We start from the raw sequence: 14,684 nt of genomic DNA, 5'->3' as shown, positions 1-14,684 counted from the left end.
TGCGGCAGGCAAGGCAAATTATGCGGGAGTTCTGGCAGCTGGAGCCGCACAGACGCGCTCAGACAGGCGTCCCTCCGCCGGGGCTGGGACCGGATGACAGTGAGGCCGCAGACGCCCTCGCTGCGATGACGGGCGGTCGCTGCGCCTATTGCGAGGCGGAAGACAGGCTATTTGTTCACCGCTTTCGTCCCAGCGGCAATGCGCTGCCGCTTACCGATGTCGGCAACGGCCATCTCTATTATCTCTGGCTGGCCGACGCGTGGCAGAATCTTTTGCCGGTATGCGAGACATGTATTCCGCAAGAGCCGCAATTTCCCGTTCGGGGCGTGCGCGCTGCCTTGCCGCCGCAGGACCAGGTCGACCTCTATATCCGAAACGGCGACGGGCGCTGGCCAGCCTTCCCGCCACGCGAGTCTCCCATTCTCCTCGACCCCACAACCGAGACAGCTTTCGAGCGGCATCTTCTGCCCAAGCTTGATGGCGAACTCATCGGCGAGTCGCAGGCCGGCGAGACCACGATCATCGTGCATGACCTGAACAGAAGCGATCGGCTCCATCAACGCTACCAGGCGTATCAGGCGCGCACCGGACATCTCGCCCATTTGCTGCAATATTGTTCGGCGCTGCCTCGCGACGATGACTGGACCGCATTGTTCGATTTCGGAGCCATGCCCTTTGGCGGGACATGGTATCTGCTTCTGCGCCGTCTCGCACGGTGGCTTAACGGCGCCACCGGGCGGCGGTGGCGCACGACCCGGCCATATATTCAAGCCTACTTCGCAAGGCTTGCCAATCAGCCGGATGCGAAGGCCGAATTCCAGGATGCAATGTCCGCCCTCGCGATGGAGGACGACGGGCTACGGGGCGGCCGCTGGGGGCTGGGCCGGATTTTCTCCCTGCGGACACCGCTTGCCTCTGTCGAGATCAGCAACTTCAAATCCATCGAGCATCTAAACCTTGCTTTCCAGTCGCCACAGCGTTCGCTGGATGATCCCTCCCTGCCCTCCGCGCCCTCGCTCGTGATCCTGGGCGAGAATGCGACGGGCAAAAGTTCAATCTTGGAGGCGATCGCGCTTGCGCTCGCACCGCCACAGGCTCGAAGTCGGCTTGGCCTGCGCTGGTCGGGGCTGGTTCTCGACCCCACGCAGCTGGGCGTGGAGAGAGCCGGTCCGCTTCGCCGCGCGAGCATCGATATCTCGCTCGCGAATGGCCAGCATGTCAGCCTGACAATCGAGAGGGGATCCCCCCAGGTTCAAGGCGATTTCGGCAATGGCCAAGTTCCCGTTTTTGCCTATGGCGCCTTTCGCCGCTATCTGTCGGGCACGCGGAAATCCGCAGCCCATGAGCATATCCGTAACCTGTTCGATGGCAGCACCCTGCCCAATCCCGAGCCATGGCTGAAGCGTCTTCCCGAGGACGCGTTCAATCTAGTCATCCGAACATTGCGAGACCTGTTGTCCATCGAAGGCGAGTTCGATGTCATCCAGCGTGAGCGGGGACGGCTGCGGATGGTGACCTCGCTCACCGAACCCGGCGGAACCGTACGCTACAGCCGCACGCCTCTGCAGGCTGTCTCATCGGGCTTCCGCTCCATGCTCGCCATGGTGTGCGACATCATGAAAGGGCTGCTTGACCCTTCCGTTTATGAGAGCTTCGACAGCTTCCAGACAGCCCAGGGCGTGGTGCTGATCGACGAGATTGAAGCTCATCTCCATCCGCGCTGGAAGGTGCAGGTCATGACCAGCCTGCGAAGAGCCTTGCCCGGCATGACCTTCATCGTGACCACCCATGATCCGCTCTGTCTGCGCGGCATGAGCGACGGTGAGGTCGCTGTCCTGCAGCGCATCGCGGCAAGCGATACGACACAACCCAGCCAGCTGCCCATCCTGGTCGAGCGCATGAAGGACCTGCCGCCCGTCAGCGCCCTGCGGGTGGAGCAATTGCTGACCTCGGATTTCTTTCAGATGCTGTCGAGCGACGACGCCGCCTCGGACCGCAGGCTGGCTCGGATCGGCGACCTCATCGCCGCACAGGCGCGCGGCACGCTCTTGGCAGAGGATGAGCCCGTGCTGCGGGCATTCGAGGCGGATATTGCTGCGGCACTGCCTGTTGGTTCAAGCGAGGTGCATCGGCTCGTGCAGGAGGCCGTGGCGCAGTATCTGGCAAAGCGGCGAGCCGCAAGCAGTGCGGCCCTTCAGGCCATGCGGCAGGAGGCCAAGGATGAAATCCTGCGGGCTCTGGAGCTTCTCTGAGCCATGCGCCGTGTCGATCGCACCAGCATCGCTGCCCCCCAGTCGCTGGAACCCGGCGGTGCTGGGCCGGATGAGCGCAAGAAGGCCGCAGACCACCGCACAGACCCCGATCCGAAAAAGAAGGCTTTCAAATATAAAGCCTATAAGGGCGCCGACGTGCGGCTGGCGCTCGAGACCCTATTCCATGGGAAATGTGCCTATTGCGAGGCGCCCTACGCCGCGATGATGCCGGTCGATATCGAGCATTATCGGCCCAAGGGTGCGGTCGCCGAAGACGACACCCATGAGGGCTATTGGTGGCTCGCCATGGCGTGGGATAATTTGCTGCCCAGCTGCATCGACTGTAACCGCAAGCGCGAACAACGCCTGTTCAGGGTATCGGCCAATCTTGCCGACCTTGCCGCGGCAACAAAGCCCGTCCGGCTGCAAGCGGGCAAGAAGGACAGCTTCCCCCTGGCTGCTACGGGGACTAGAGCAAGGGACGAAACCGGCGATGTCACGGCCGAGCACGCCCTTCTCCTCGATCCTTGCCGGGACGATCCGGCCCGCTTCCTTTGCTATAGCTTCGACCCGGCGCATCCCGCGGGCCTGATCGTCCCGACCGGAGCTCCTGGCGATGCGGAGCGGGGCGCTGTGTCTATCCAGATATTCGGACTGAACCGTCAGCGGTTGGTCGAGGATCGCACACGGCTCCTGCGCCGTTTGGAGTTTCTGGGTGACATGGCGATTGATCTTGCCGCTTCGATAGCTCGCCTTGAAGAGCCTGCCGCCAAGGACGCTATCGCCGGCACGCCCGCGGAGGGCGTGTCCACGCGTCTGCGTCTTCTGCGGGATCGCACGCTGCAAGAGCTCAAGGCAGCCACCGACGAGAGATCGCCCTATGCGTCAATGGCATCGGCATGGCTCGATGCGTTCAAGGCGCGCCTAGCGCCCCCCCCAACAGCAGCCCCGTGACAGGGCGTTGATGGGATCGAAGGGAAGCATGGAGCCTATGACGGGTCAGCCGGTCTCAGATAGCACAGCGATAGACACCATCGCGGCGGCCCTTCTACATGCCAGAAGCTGGGACAGGATGGCAGCGGTGCTCGGCGGTCTGACACGCCCTGCCCCGTCAAAGGTTCTGAACGAGGCGCTTGAGGCATACATCCCGATCCTGCAGCGGCACCTCGAGCGTGGCAGGCCTCATGAGGCCATGTCTTCAGCACTTGCCATGATGTTTGTCGATTCGGATCAGGCAATCGGGCTACTTCGGCGGCACGGCAGATTGCGGGCATCGAAATATGGCTTCAACGCCACGCTGATCGCGAACATCGCGAGGGCAGCTATCAAGCTGCAACCAATCTTCCGCGCCCGCCCGGACAGGCTGGCCTATCTGAATTCCCTGATCGCGATGAGCAAGCTCGCGCCTAATGTGCGCAGCCTTCATCACGAGATGGTCCAGATTCTGCGGACCAGGAAGGATGTGGTGATCAAGACGATTCTTGTGGTGATTAACAGCCGCTATTACCATCGCTGGCTGAACGATCCGACGAAGGGCTCGCTCGACACCGATCACTACTCCTCAGAGGATTTGTCGGATGCGGTGTCGCTGATCATAGCCACCTATAATGGTCTGTTCACGCTCACCGACAACTGCTGCAACCACGTCGATCAGAAGGCCATCGCAGCAGACATGGCCGTCTATGAGCGATTATTTCTTGCCGCCGTGCGGATCGTGAAATTCAAGGAGGCCGAGACGCTGATCGACGGCCTTCCTTATGAGGCCCGCCTGGACGGCGAGACAGTGCGTATCTTTTCCTCAGATCCCGATATCGAGAAATCGATTCGGCTCGGCTATATTCAGAGCATTAACCAGACGATGATGCGAGCCAGACGGCTCGATGATCAAAAGGCGCCTCCCCGCCTGAGCGAGTTGATCGAGGAAGGATTTGCCCAGGACCTGTTCTCGCCGTTCATCGAGAGCGTCGAGACGCCTGTCAGACGGATAAGGCTGAGATTCCCGGAGATGCCCCAACTCTTCGGTCTTTTCGAGCCGGAGACTGTTTACCGCGAGGAGATGGAGAGCCTTCTCATCCTCGATGTCGACCATTTCGCGGAACCGGCCGAGCTGCTTTTCCCGCTGAGCGACGGCGTGACGTCGGGTGATATTTTCCGGTTACAGCGCTACTTCAATTTCATCAGCTGCCTCTTCCAGAAGGAGATCGAGAAGGTCGAAGACGAGGCTGAACGCATGCGTCTGACCTATACCTCGACGGTCGTCATCGTGTCGCACGACAGTTTGATCCGTCACCTGAACCTCGTTTTTCAGGATGAGGCAAAGGCACGCCAAATCATCGCGATGCTCACGATGGACCTCAGCAAGGACCATCTAGACATCCAATATACGCCGTTCATCGATCTCGGCAGCTATTATGCCATCGCCCCCCATGTGGTTGCAGCCTCTAATCTGGTGCGCAACATGATTGTGGCCAACCGGCTCCGGAAGGGCACGCTCGGACGGATCGACAAGATGCACGCGGCAGTATGCGGAGCCCTGGATGCAGCAGGGTTTAAGGTACGCGGCGACTTCAAGATCAGGGCCGGTGGCAAGGACATGGAGCTCGACATCGTCGCTTGGCGCGACGACACGCTTTTTCTGTTCGAATGCAAGAATGCCTATCACCCCTGCTCGACGCACGAGATGCGCAACAGCTTCGATCATGTGAAGGTCGGCAGAGATCAGCTCAACGTGCGTGCGAGCATCTTCGGGCAACCGGCCCATCAAAAGCAATTGTTTGCCAAGCTGGGCTGGAACGTCAAGCCGACAAGCCACATCCACACCGGGATCATCATCGCAAACCGGGTCTTCCACGGGGCCAACCTTGAGGGCCACCCTGTGCGGCAAGCTCATGAATTCATTAATGTCGTCAGCGCCGGTATCCTTGTTGGTGGCGAAGAACCGCTGTCGCTCTGGGCGGGAGCGGCATTCCAGACCAGCGATCTTTGTACTTATCTTGGACAGAACTCTGTGGTGGCGAAGCAGCTGACAGCGCTCGATCCCCATATCAGCGAAACCCGCCTCGGCTATCGTCGCCTGGAGTATGTTACCTGCATCCTCGACCCACAGAAGCTCGCGGACGTGATGCTGGCCAGCTATGGTCCGGTTCAGAAGGACGTCGCAGACAACAAGGCTGCATCGTCTGCCATAGCAGGCCCGAGTTGAGCTGACCGTCCCGCCTTAGCCCTCAGCCACGCTCCCGCCGCATCAGCGTCGTCAAAGATTTCGGCTCGCCCGAAGGAGGCGCCCGCCGTATCTGAGTCCGCTGCAGACTGGTGGAGAAGATATAGGTCCGCATGTCATCGGTCTTGAACAAAGTGGGATGCGGCGCGCTTAACCGGTCCGCCACCAGCCGCTGCGACCAAGGTCCCATGGCTGGAGCAATTTCCCAAACCGGCAGACCTCGCTTGCGCGCACACGCGCCACCCTCCATCCCGCCACCGCCCCGCGGCAGGGATGCGCGCCCGGCCGGGCCGAGACGCGCAGAGCGCGGCTCGGGGCGCCAGCCCGCGAGCCCCGCGCCCGCGCCCCCGCCTCTCCTTACCATTGTTCCGACGCAGCTCTCACCTGCCACCGCCCCACAACCATCATCGCACAACCACGAATACAAAATAGCATTGATATTTTAAAGTGGCATCGCTACTTTACCGCCATGATCCAGATACTGACCGAGCAGCATTTCACCCAGGGCGATGTCCTGGAGATCACAAGGCTGAAGAAGGAGCTGCTCCAGACCTGGATGAACCGGGGCGTTATCGTGTTGGGCGAGCAGAACCCGGGCAGCGGCCGCCGCCGACTCTACGCTGCCCTCGACATTGTGAAGCTTGGCCTGCTGCGCCGCGTCGCGGACCTTGGGGTGGAACTGGGCCTGGGGCGTGAGTTGGCGGACGAAGCCGAGCAGCTGCTGATCAGCGGCCGCGGCGTGGAATGGGAATATCATCTCTCCATCCGCAAGAAGGAGGCGACGCATGAGGACGTCAAGATCACGGTGATCGGATCGTCCAACATGTCTCCCCTCAACCTCAAATATGGCGGGATCATTGGCGACGCCCGGGAGATGCTCGTCGCGCGTTTCACCGAACCCTTTGAAGGAATGGGCTTCTTCAATCGGCGAACAAGCACATGGGGAAGTGAGGAACGGCCTATCGACCCGGAGCGGCGCACCGCGCTGGCAAGGGCCGGCGTCTACGCCGAGCCGGCGCTCATCTTCCCGTTCGGCGAGGTGGTCAACGGGACGCTCCTTCAGATTGCAGCCAAATGCCAGGACACGCTGCCAGCGCTGGACGCGGCGCTCACGAGAATAGCGGCGGGCAAGGCGCAAAGAACAAGAGTGGCCAAAGATGAAAGCTGAGCGGGCCCGCGAGCAACTCCGGCAGGAGCGTGAGGCGTTCGAGCAGATGCGCCGCGAGGTGGCGCGCTGGTCGGTGCTGCGCCTGTGCATGGTCTATGGTGGCCTCGGGCTCATGACCGGCATTGCGGGTGTCGCCGGCATAGTGGTTCTTCAGCCAGAACCTTATGGAGCGCTGCCGGTGGGCGCGGCTGCCACCGCCCTCCTTGTGGACATGGTGACCTGGCTGCCAGCATCGCCCGCCTCGTTCTAACGAGAAGCAGCATGATGGCACTTGAACCAGTGATCCGCGGCCCGGCTTGGAAGCAAGACGCTTGCGAATTGCACTCAGACAAATGATGGTTCTTAAAAGATACAAAAGCAGAGCAAAAAATCGATGCCCTTTGATGCCATAACATTGACACATCTCGAAGACGCGCTCAGCGATGGCTTCAAATACCACAGCAACTTAGACGATTTCATCGTTCGCTCTGGCATTAGCCAGTCCAGTCTTGCTCTGTTGCGGGCGGCGGCTGAACAAAAATCAGCGCAAAGTGGCCGCTTTAGCAAAGCTCCGAAACGATATGTAGTCCGCGAACTGCTGGCATCGCTGTCGGAGCAAGGACCTGATGGGGATCGTCTGGTCGCAAACCTCATCACCAACCTCGTCGGCCTGCCCCTCAAGGACGCCTCCCCCAAGGCCTTAGCAGCAGTGGAAGCTTTGCGCGCAAAGCTCAACAGTGATCGCAGCAGCAAACAGGCCGAGCGTGCGCACCAGAAGGACCAACGCGAGGAGGCTGAACGCGCTGCGCATCGCGAGAAGGAGCGCGTTCGGGTCGCGAAGCAAACCGCACGAGATAGCCTGCGCGACCGTTTCCAGGGCTTGATGGCGGAGGGCAATGCGCAGACCCGGGGCTACCTTCTCGAAACATTCCTGTCGGACTTGTTCGAACATGAAGGCCTGCAGCCACGGGGATCCTTCAAGCTGAAGGGCGAGCAAATCGACGGCTCGTTCGTCTGGCGTGCCGGGACAAGCTTTCTGGAAGCGAAATGGGTCAAGGACCCTGTGGCCGGGGCAGACTTCGGCGCCTTCAACTACAAGATCGAGGGAAAGTCTGCAGATACGCGTGGCCTTTTCGTCTCTGTGAATGGCTACTCCCCGGAAGCGATCCAGGGAATGAATGGAAAGGGCGCGTTGAAGTTTGTCTGCATCGATGGCGCTCACATCATGCGCGCCCTTCTGACCGATGGCGGTTTACCCGCAATCCTCGAACGGGTTTGGCGACATGCAGATGAAACCGGCGAGGCCTATCTGCCTGTGTCGGCATTCTGACAGGGCTTGGGTGGCGCGCTATTGGAAAGCGGGCGATGAGCAGACAGGTAGCAGACGCGACTCTCATGAGAGCCTCCCTCTGGACGATAGATCACCGTCGGACGTGCATGAGGTGAATCCGATGACGATGGTGCGAGTTTTATCGAGCATGAAGCGGGTCGGGCCGCAGTCAGTGGCTATGAACTTCAGGATGCCCATAGCGCGAGCGGCACAAAATGCGGTCGACGAGGAGATTGAGCGGGTCCTCACCTGTGTCGTCCCTATCGTGGGCGCTGATGCACGCGGAAAGGCATACGTGATGGGGAGCGCTGTCGCGAACGTCTAAGCTGACATCTGTTCCCGAGCTAGGTATGTCCGCTATTCCACAATCCATGCTCCAAAGCGGACTGAGCAAAATGTCCCAGGCCTAGTCAGCACGATAAGGCGCTCGTACTTCGGCTCTTGGAAGAAGCGGAAGACTGCTTGAACGGAAAAGTGTGGGCGCCAGGAGAATGTCTGGACAGGGACAAGTAGGATGATGCCGTTTGGACGCCATCGCCTTTCCGTCTCTATTTCCTTTCGAGCGACTCAACTTTTTAGCCCAATCTTGCCAGCGTCACCATGCGGACGAGTTCCGACAGCGTCTTAACCTGCATTTTCATCATCACGTTCGCTCGATAAACCTCCACGGTCCTCGCGCTGATCTCCAAGTCAAAGGCGATCGCCTTGTTGGCGTGTCCCGCAACCAGTCCTTCCATCACCTCCAGCTCGCGCGGGCTGAGGCTGGCGATCCGGTCAATTATCGACTGCTTCTCCGCCTGCGCCTGAACGTCCCCGGCCTGCCGGATAAGCGCCTTGCGGATCGACGACAGCATCACCTCATCATCGAATGGCTTCTCGATGAAGTCAGCCACCCCTGCATGCATTGCCTGTACGGCGAGCGGCACATCGGCATGGCCGGTGATGACGATGACCGGCACGTTTGCACCACGCCGCCTCAGCTCTTCCACCAGTTCAATGCCGCTGCGGCCGGGCATCCGGACATCCGTGACGATGCAGGCGCCCGACAGCGGCGGGGACGAGGCGAGGAAGGTGTCGGCGGAAGCAAAGGAGCGCACCCGTATCCCCGCGCAGTCGAGCAGGAACTCCAGCGAATGACGCGCCCCGTCATCATCGTCGATGACGTAAACGATCGCTTCACTCACTGTCATACAGATCCTCCTCACTCACGCGTGGCAGGGTGACGCAAAACAACGCGCCGCCGCCCTCCCGCGGTTCCACCCAGATCCGCCCGCCATGCGCCTCGACAATGGTGCGCGAGATGGAAAGGCCGACCCCCATGCCGGTTCGCTTAGTCGTTATGAAAGGCTGAAACAGGCGGTCAGCTACATCGGGATCAATCCCGGGGCCTGTGTCCGCCACTGTAACCCGCGCCATATTATCGCCCGCACGCTCAATTTTAATCAGCAGTTCGCGACGGGGCAGCGCGACATCGGTCATTGCGTCGACCGCGTTGCGGATGAGGTTCAGCACCACCTGCTGGATCTGGACCTTGTCCGCCAGAACCAGATCAACCTCGGGACTGAACTCATACTGCACCCGGATGCCATGTTCCTTGGCGCCCACCAGGGCCAGGGCACTGGCTTCCTCGACCATCTTGGGCAGGCTTTCGACCGACCGCTCCGTCTCCCCGCGCGCGACAAAGTCCCGCAGGCGGCGGATAATGTCGCCCGCCCGCAACGCTTCCGTACCTGCCCGTTCCAGCGCTTCACTCACGCGGTCCAGCGGCACCTCTTCGCGCGTCAGCAGCATGCGGCTGCCTTTAAGATAATTGGCAATCGCTGACAGGGGCTGGTTCAATTCATGCGCCAATGCGGACGCCATTTCGCCGAGCGCCGTTAGCCGCGACACATGAACCAGCTCGTTCTGCAATTCCTGAAGCCGGGCCTCAGCCTGCTGCCGTTCGGTAAGATCGCGGATGAAGCCGGTGAAATGCCGTTGGCCGCCAACGCGCATCTCTCCGACGGCCAGTTCCAGCGGAAAGGTCGATCCGTCCTTGCGCTGACCCACCACAACCCGGCCCTTGCCGATGATCCGCTTCTCGCCCGTTTTGTAATAGCGGGTCAGATAGTCATCATGCGCCGATCGATATGGATCGGGCATCAACATGCTGACATTCCGTCCGCGCACGTCCTCCATGCTCCAACCGAACATCCGCTCCGCTGCCGGGCTGAAGTCCCGTATCAATCCCCCCTCGTCGATCACGATGATGGCGTCAGGCACGGTGTCGAGCAACGAGCGCAGATGCGCCTCCCGCCTCGCCAGCGCCGCAGTGCCGCGTTCCGCCTCTGCCCGCGCTCGCTGGAACCATTCGCCGCCAAGCGCAACCGCAAGGCCGATCACCACGAACGCCGCCGCCGCGATGAGGCTTCCGACTTCCAGAGGACCGATCGCCCTATCGCAAAGTAGCCCTGATGCGGCTCCCGCTATGCAAGCGATGATCCCGCCGCGCAGACCTGACAAGGCGCTTGCCACCACTACCGCCGGAACGAAGAAGATATAGGTGGCGCGCTGGCCAAGCTCTGCGGCGAAGGCGATGCGCACCCCCGCGCCAATCGCCACAGCGATGGCGGCGAGTGCCAGCGTCACCAGAAATGGAGGCGCGGGCAGGCTCATGTGCCGGAAAGGAAATGCCGCTTTGTTCACATCCTCCTCATCGGGTCAGCCCCTTCGCTTCCGCCTCCGGTAAAGCCCTTAGGGGACTTGCGGTAGGTACAACATCCAAATTTCTCCCCGATGCTCCGCAGCATAGATGAGCGTCATAGCAAACAGGCTCGCATCTGGAGATAGTTTCATGACCGCACCGTTCATCGATCTTGGCGTCCATCACAAGCCCAAAGGGCTGTCAGACCGGGTCGCCTTTGGCTTCACGAAGATGTTGCGCTGGTGCGCGGACACCTTCTTCGCTGCGCGCTATGGTCATCGCGCCGTCGTTCTGGAAACGGTGGCGGCTGTGCCCGGCATGGTCGGTGCGACCATCACCCATCTCGCCTGCCTGCGGCGCATCTGCGATGACAGGGGCTGGATCAAGACGCTCATGGACGAGGCGGAAAATGAGCGCATGCACCTCATGACCTTCATCGAAATTTCCAAGCCGACCTGGTTCGAGCGCGCGGTGATCATGGGCGTGCAGTGGGTATTTTACCTGTTCTTCTTCGCCCTCTATCTGGTGAGCGCCAAGACGGCTCACCGCGTAGTCGGCTATTTCGAAGAAGAGGCGGTGATCAGCTACACCCATTATCTTGCCGAGATCGACGAAGGCCGCAGCCCCAATGTGCCCGCGCCGGACATCGCCAAGCACTATTGGAATTTGCCCGACGGCGCGACACTCCGCGACGTGGTGCTGGTTGTCCGGGCGGACGAGGCTCATCACCGCGACGTCAACCATGGCTTTGCCAATGAACTTGGCGGCCTGCCCGTGGGCGCAATCGCCCACTGCCCGCCCCACGTGCCGCTGGAGCCCATCTGGAAGAAGGCGGCCTGATCCAGGCTGAATGAGAGAGGAGAGCGAAGATGACCAGCGACAATCCGGTCCTGCTGTTCATCGATGATGCAGCGCTCCTCTCCTCAATCGAATTTGCCCTATCGGTGGCAGGGATCAAGGCGGCGGCGGGGTCGGACCTATCCGATGCGGCCGCTGCCGTTGCGCTTGTCGTCGATCGGGACTGCGCGCAGGGGCTTGAACGACTTGCCGAGCTTCGGAGGAAATGCGCGACCCCGGCGATTCTGCTAGCGACAAATCCCACCCGCGGGCTTCGCGCTTCAGCCGCGGAGCTGAACGCCATTCTCATTGAAAAGCCGCTGCTGGAAGACGAACTCATGCGAACCCTGAACCTGATCCTGCAGAGCCAGAAGGCAGCGTCATGACGACTGAAATCAAGGAAGAAGATATCGCGCGCCTCGTCCCTGCATTTTACGAGCGGGTCCGGCAGGATCGCGTCCTAGGACCGATCTTCAATGGCGCGATAGACGATTGGCACCACCATCTCGGCAAGCTTCAGGACTTCTGGTCCTCGGTCATGCTGACGACGGGGCGATACAAGGGGCAACCGATGGTCGCGCATGTTCGGCACGCCGAGCACATGACCGCTGACAACTTCGCCAGATGGTTGGCGCTGTGGCATGAGGTCAGCGGCGAGCTGCTCTCACCCGCCGCCGCAACGGCTTTCCAGCGGAAGGCGGATCGGATCGCGGAAAGTCTGCAGCTTGGAGTTCAATTCTATCGCGAAAGGAATGAAGCATGATCGATCAGCTTCCTGACGGGGTCAGGCCCTATAAGCGCACGCCGACCTTTACCGAGGAAACTATACCGGCAGCTTTGCTGAACGACCATCAGACAAAGGAAGGCACCTGGGGTCTGATCCGCGTGGAGGAAGGCGAACTGCGTTATATCGTGACCGATCCACGCAGAACGCCGGCAGAAGTTATATTGTCTGAAGCGACACCCCCTGGGGTCGTGGAGCCGACCATCTTGCACCGGGTCGAGCCGCTAGGTGCGGTACGCTTTCATGTTGAATTTAGTCGTTTGGAGCCATGATGGAGCGCTGATAGGTGCGGATGGCGCAATTTGCCAAATAGATGTTCTCACCTAACAGCGAATTCAGATCGGCTCGGCTAGCCAAGCCCGCGCTTCCGCCTCGTCATTGAAACTCTTGACAAGCGGATTATCGGAAATCCGCTGGGCCTGCAGTTTGGAGAGCATGCCCGAAACCAGGATCGCGACCCGTCCGTCAGCATTCATGTCATCTGCGCTGGTCATCTTGGAAAATGCGTTTACCACCTCGGCCGATTGGGGCGGCATGTCTCGGCTGTCGAATAGCATTTTAATGGGTCGCCCATCTGAGCGGATCCGGCTCAGAAGCGCGGCGAACTCTGCGTGATACCGCCTGAATTCTTCCAGGTTCCAAAATCCGCTAGCCCTCTGGAACAGCACGCGCGTTTGTTCGTCGAATTCCAAATTGTACATAGGAGCCTCGCTGATCGGACTTGCTTACATCAAAATACTTAATTAATTCGCGCTCGACGTCCGAGAGGCTGCTGAAATGTAGCGGAGTTTCGCAGATGTTGATCAGCGCGCGCTCTCCATTCTAGGGCAACGAGGCTCGAAACCGCGGATAATTCGATTGTTCCCTTCTGATCATCAAACGGGCCGCTTTCATTCTAAAAGACTCGTAGCTCGTCATATTGAAATCTCGCTCACACATTATCCTATACTATTCACAAACACTTCTTGTAACAGAAGTTCTCTTCCAGGTTGGCAATCTATCTGCGTGTTCGACATTGACTTGCGCTTTCAATATCTCGGACATCGCTAGCATAACGCGGCGAGTTTTCGGAGCGGCAGGTATCCTCGGATCACACCAAAAATCTGAATAGAAGGCCGCTCGAAGTCTTAGCGCGCGGCTATAGTCGCCCCCGCCCGATCTCAGGTCGATCTTGATCGCGTCAACTGCCTCGGTGGCTGCCTTCAGCGACAGCACACTCTTGCTTGAACGGCTTTCGACAAGCTTGCGCTGAGCTTCCACGGCGATGCTCAAAGGAGGTGACCGAAATTGGTCCGCCAGTGCAGCGAATATGGCCGACTTGCGGTCCCCATCGCCCGAGAGGCGAAGCGCAACGGCGAGATATTGATCTTCCGGCAGTGGCGACAACTCCAGCCGTGCTAATTCTGAAAACCCATCATCTCGAATCGCTCTTAAGCGCACCTCCTGACCTGGCCTTACCAATATCGCCTCTGCCTGCTCTGCAGCGCCTCTGATAAGGGTGACAAAGAACGTCCCGCACTCCGCGGAAACATCGATCGACATATCCTTACCTATTCCTTAGCTGATTTGGTGATCATGCCGCAGCCGGCGGTTCCGGTACGGTGGGAGGGGTCGGCTCGGGCGGCGAATTCCGTTTTGGAAAGGGGATCACCCGTGGTTCAGGCGATCCCGTCTCTGCAGGTTGATGCGGCGCTTCTGGTTCATATGCGGCGGTGCTGATCATTAGCTACTCCCGAGCAGCGTACTCCGCTGCCGTTACAAGGTTCAAAATCCACCCCGGGCTCGCTCCCTCGCAACCCGGGGGCCGCTACTCGTTGAGTAATCGCCCAATTTCATGCACTAGATCTCTCCGATGCGCACATTATTGCGTAGCCTAGTCGATGTACTCTTAATTACCCGCTCATCCTTGCTTGCATAAGCGCGAATTCTTCCACTATAAACAATTCTTCAGTGTAGCCAGTACAGGAAAATTACAAAGCTGATGGCGATAAGGATTAGCAATCCACTATTCAGCCATGGGCGCCTAAGAGCTTCCGACTGCTCTCTGATGAATTTGTCCAGCTTTCTATGTGATTTTTCACTTATCGACATGATGGCGATTTCAGCCGCAGGCAGATGGGGAAATGTCTCGATCATCTCAGCGAGCTCACCGGCTCTGACGTCGGGATATCGATCGAGTAGTTCTACGAAGCGGCAAGACCGGCGCCCAAATGGACGCGGTTTCACAAAAACGGCGCACATTGCGGTCTCCTGATCTATTTGCGTTCAAATGTGCCCGCCTGTCGGCTTACATCAGCCTGATCCGACACGGGCGCAAGAGGATGCGGTCGCTTGTCCCACAACATCCACAGTAGGATCGACATAATGACAACAGCCGCGAAAATCGAACTAGTTTTCGCATTCGGATTCGGCATGAGTGCTCGGTTGTCTC

At 59.7% G+C, this 14,684-nt stretch carries 15 protein-coding genes; 10 read left to right on the top strand and 5 right to left on the bottom strand.

Annotated elements, in window-relative coordinates:
• Positions 1-167: 167 nt before the first annotated feature.
• The gene (locus FHS54_RS16355; RefSeq protein WP_208404810.1) at positions 168-602 is read right to left on the bottom strand and encodes a hypothetical protein; all 435 of its coding nucleotides are present in this window, start codon (positions 600-602) and stop codon (positions 168-170) included.
• Positions 603-827: 225 nt separating this feature from the next.
• Between FHS54_RS16355 and FHS54_RS16350 the strand changes: the two genes are divergently transcribed.
• The 6 genes from FHS54_RS16350 (at position 828) to FHS54_RS06465 (ending at position 7,949) form a co-directional block, all read left to right on the top strand.
• Complete coding sequence (locus FHS54_RS16350; protein ID WP_208404809.1) at positions 828-2,252, top strand: AAA family ATPase; 1,425 nt, start codon at positions 828-830, stop codon at positions 2,250-2,252.
• Between the two features lie 3 nt (positions 2,253-2,255).
• Positions 2,256-3,206, top strand: a complete 951-nt coding sequence (locus FHS54_RS06485) for an HNH endonuclease family protein (RefSeq protein ID WP_167302993.1) — start codon at positions 2,256-2,258, stop codon at positions 3,204-3,206.
• A 37-nt stretch (positions 3,207-3,243) separates the two neighbouring features.
• Complete coding sequence (locus FHS54_RS16345) at positions 3,244-5,454, top strand: hypothetical protein (protein WP_208404808.1); 2,211 nt, start codon at positions 3,244-3,246, stop codon at positions 5,452-5,454.
• A gap of 487 nt (positions 5,455-5,941) precedes the next feature.
• Positions 5,942-6,640, top strand: coding sequence for a MerR family transcriptional regulator (locus FHS54_RS06475; RefSeq protein WP_167302992.1), 699 nt, complete (start codon positions 5,942-5,944; stop codon positions 6,638-6,640).
• On the top strand, positions 6,630-6,890 hold the full coding sequence (locus FHS54_RS06470; protein ID WP_167302991.1) for a hypothetical protein: 261 nt from the start codon (positions 6,630-6,632) through the stop codon (positions 6,888-6,890). The genes FHS54_RS06475 and FHS54_RS06470 overlap by 11 nt, the downstream gene beginning before the upstream one ends.
• Before the next feature lie 123 nt (positions 6,891-7,013).
• On the top strand, positions 7,014-7,949 hold the full coding sequence (locus FHS54_RS06465) for a hypothetical protein (RefSeq protein ID WP_167302990.1): 936 nt from the start codon (positions 7,014-7,016) through the stop codon (positions 7,947-7,949).
• A gap of 575 nt (positions 7,950-8,524) precedes the next feature.
• Here FHS54_RS06465 and fixJ read toward each other — a convergent pair.
• Together fixJ and FHS54_RS06455 are read right to left on the bottom strand one after the other, a co-directional pair.
• Positions 8,525-9,139, bottom strand: coding sequence for a response regulator FixJ (fixJ, locus tag FHS54_RS06460; RefSeq protein ID WP_167302989.1), 615 nt, complete (start codon positions 9,137-9,139; stop codon positions 8,525-8,527).
• Positions 9,126-10,634: a PAS domain S-box protein gene (locus FHS54_RS06455; RefSeq protein ID WP_341785949.1), complete on the bottom strand. Its 1,509-nt coding sequence runs from the start codon at positions 10,632-10,634 to the stop codon at positions 9,126-9,128. The genes fixJ and FHS54_RS06455 overlap by 14 nt, the downstream gene beginning before the upstream one ends.
• A 148-nt stretch (positions 10,635-10,782) precedes the next feature.
• On the opposite strand from FHS54_RS06455, the gene FHS54_RS06450 reads away from it, so the two are divergent.
• Genes FHS54_RS06450 through FHS54_RS06435 form a run of 4 tightly spaced genes read left to right on the top strand, consistent with a single transcriptional unit; the run spans position 10,783 to position 12,525 of the window.
• A complete protein-coding gene (locus FHS54_RS06450) occupies positions 10,783-11,472 on the top strand; it encodes an alternative oxidase (RefSeq protein ID WP_167302988.1) in 690 nt (229 codons plus the stop codon).
• A 29-nt stretch (positions 11,473-11,501) separates the two neighbouring features.
• Positions 11,502-11,855, top strand: coding sequence for a histidine kinase (locus FHS54_RS06445; RefSeq protein ID WP_167302987.1), 354 nt, complete (start codon positions 11,502-11,504; stop codon positions 11,853-11,855).
• Positions 11,852-12,232, top strand: a complete 381-nt coding sequence (locus FHS54_RS06440) for a group III truncated hemoglobin (protein ID WP_167302986.1) — start codon at positions 11,852-11,854, stop codon at positions 12,230-12,232. Before FHS54_RS06445 ends, FHS54_RS06440 begins: the two co-directional genes overlap by 4 nt.
• Entirely contained in the window at positions 12,229-12,525 is a 297-nt protein-coding gene (locus FHS54_RS06435) for a TehB family protein (protein ID WP_167302985.1), read from the top strand. Before FHS54_RS06440 ends, FHS54_RS06435 begins: the two co-directional genes overlap by 4 nt.
• A 63-nt stretch (positions 12,526-12,588) precedes the next feature.
• Here the strand turns inward: FHS54_RS06435 and FHS54_RS06430 are convergent, their stop codons facing one another.
• The gene (locus FHS54_RS06430) at positions 12,589-12,954 is read right to left on the bottom strand and encodes an STAS/SEC14 domain-containing protein (protein ID WP_167302984.1); all 366 of its coding nucleotides are present in this window, start codon (positions 12,952-12,954) and stop codon (positions 12,589-12,591) included.
• A gap of 247 nt (positions 12,955-13,201) precedes the next feature.
• A complete protein-coding gene (locus FHS54_RS06425; protein ID WP_167302983.1) occupies positions 13,202-13,795 on the bottom strand; it encodes a hypothetical protein in 594 nt (197 codons plus the stop codon).
• Positions 13,796-14,684 lie beyond the last annotated feature (889 nt).

The organism is Sphingobium vermicomposti, from assembly GCF_011762025.1.
In the GTDB taxonomy this organism is placed as follows: domain Bacteria; phylum Pseudomonadota; class Alphaproteobacteria; order Sphingomonadales; family Sphingomonadaceae; genus Sphingobium; species Sphingobium vermicomposti.
This window is presented reverse-complemented; position numbering and strand designations above follow the sequence as displayed.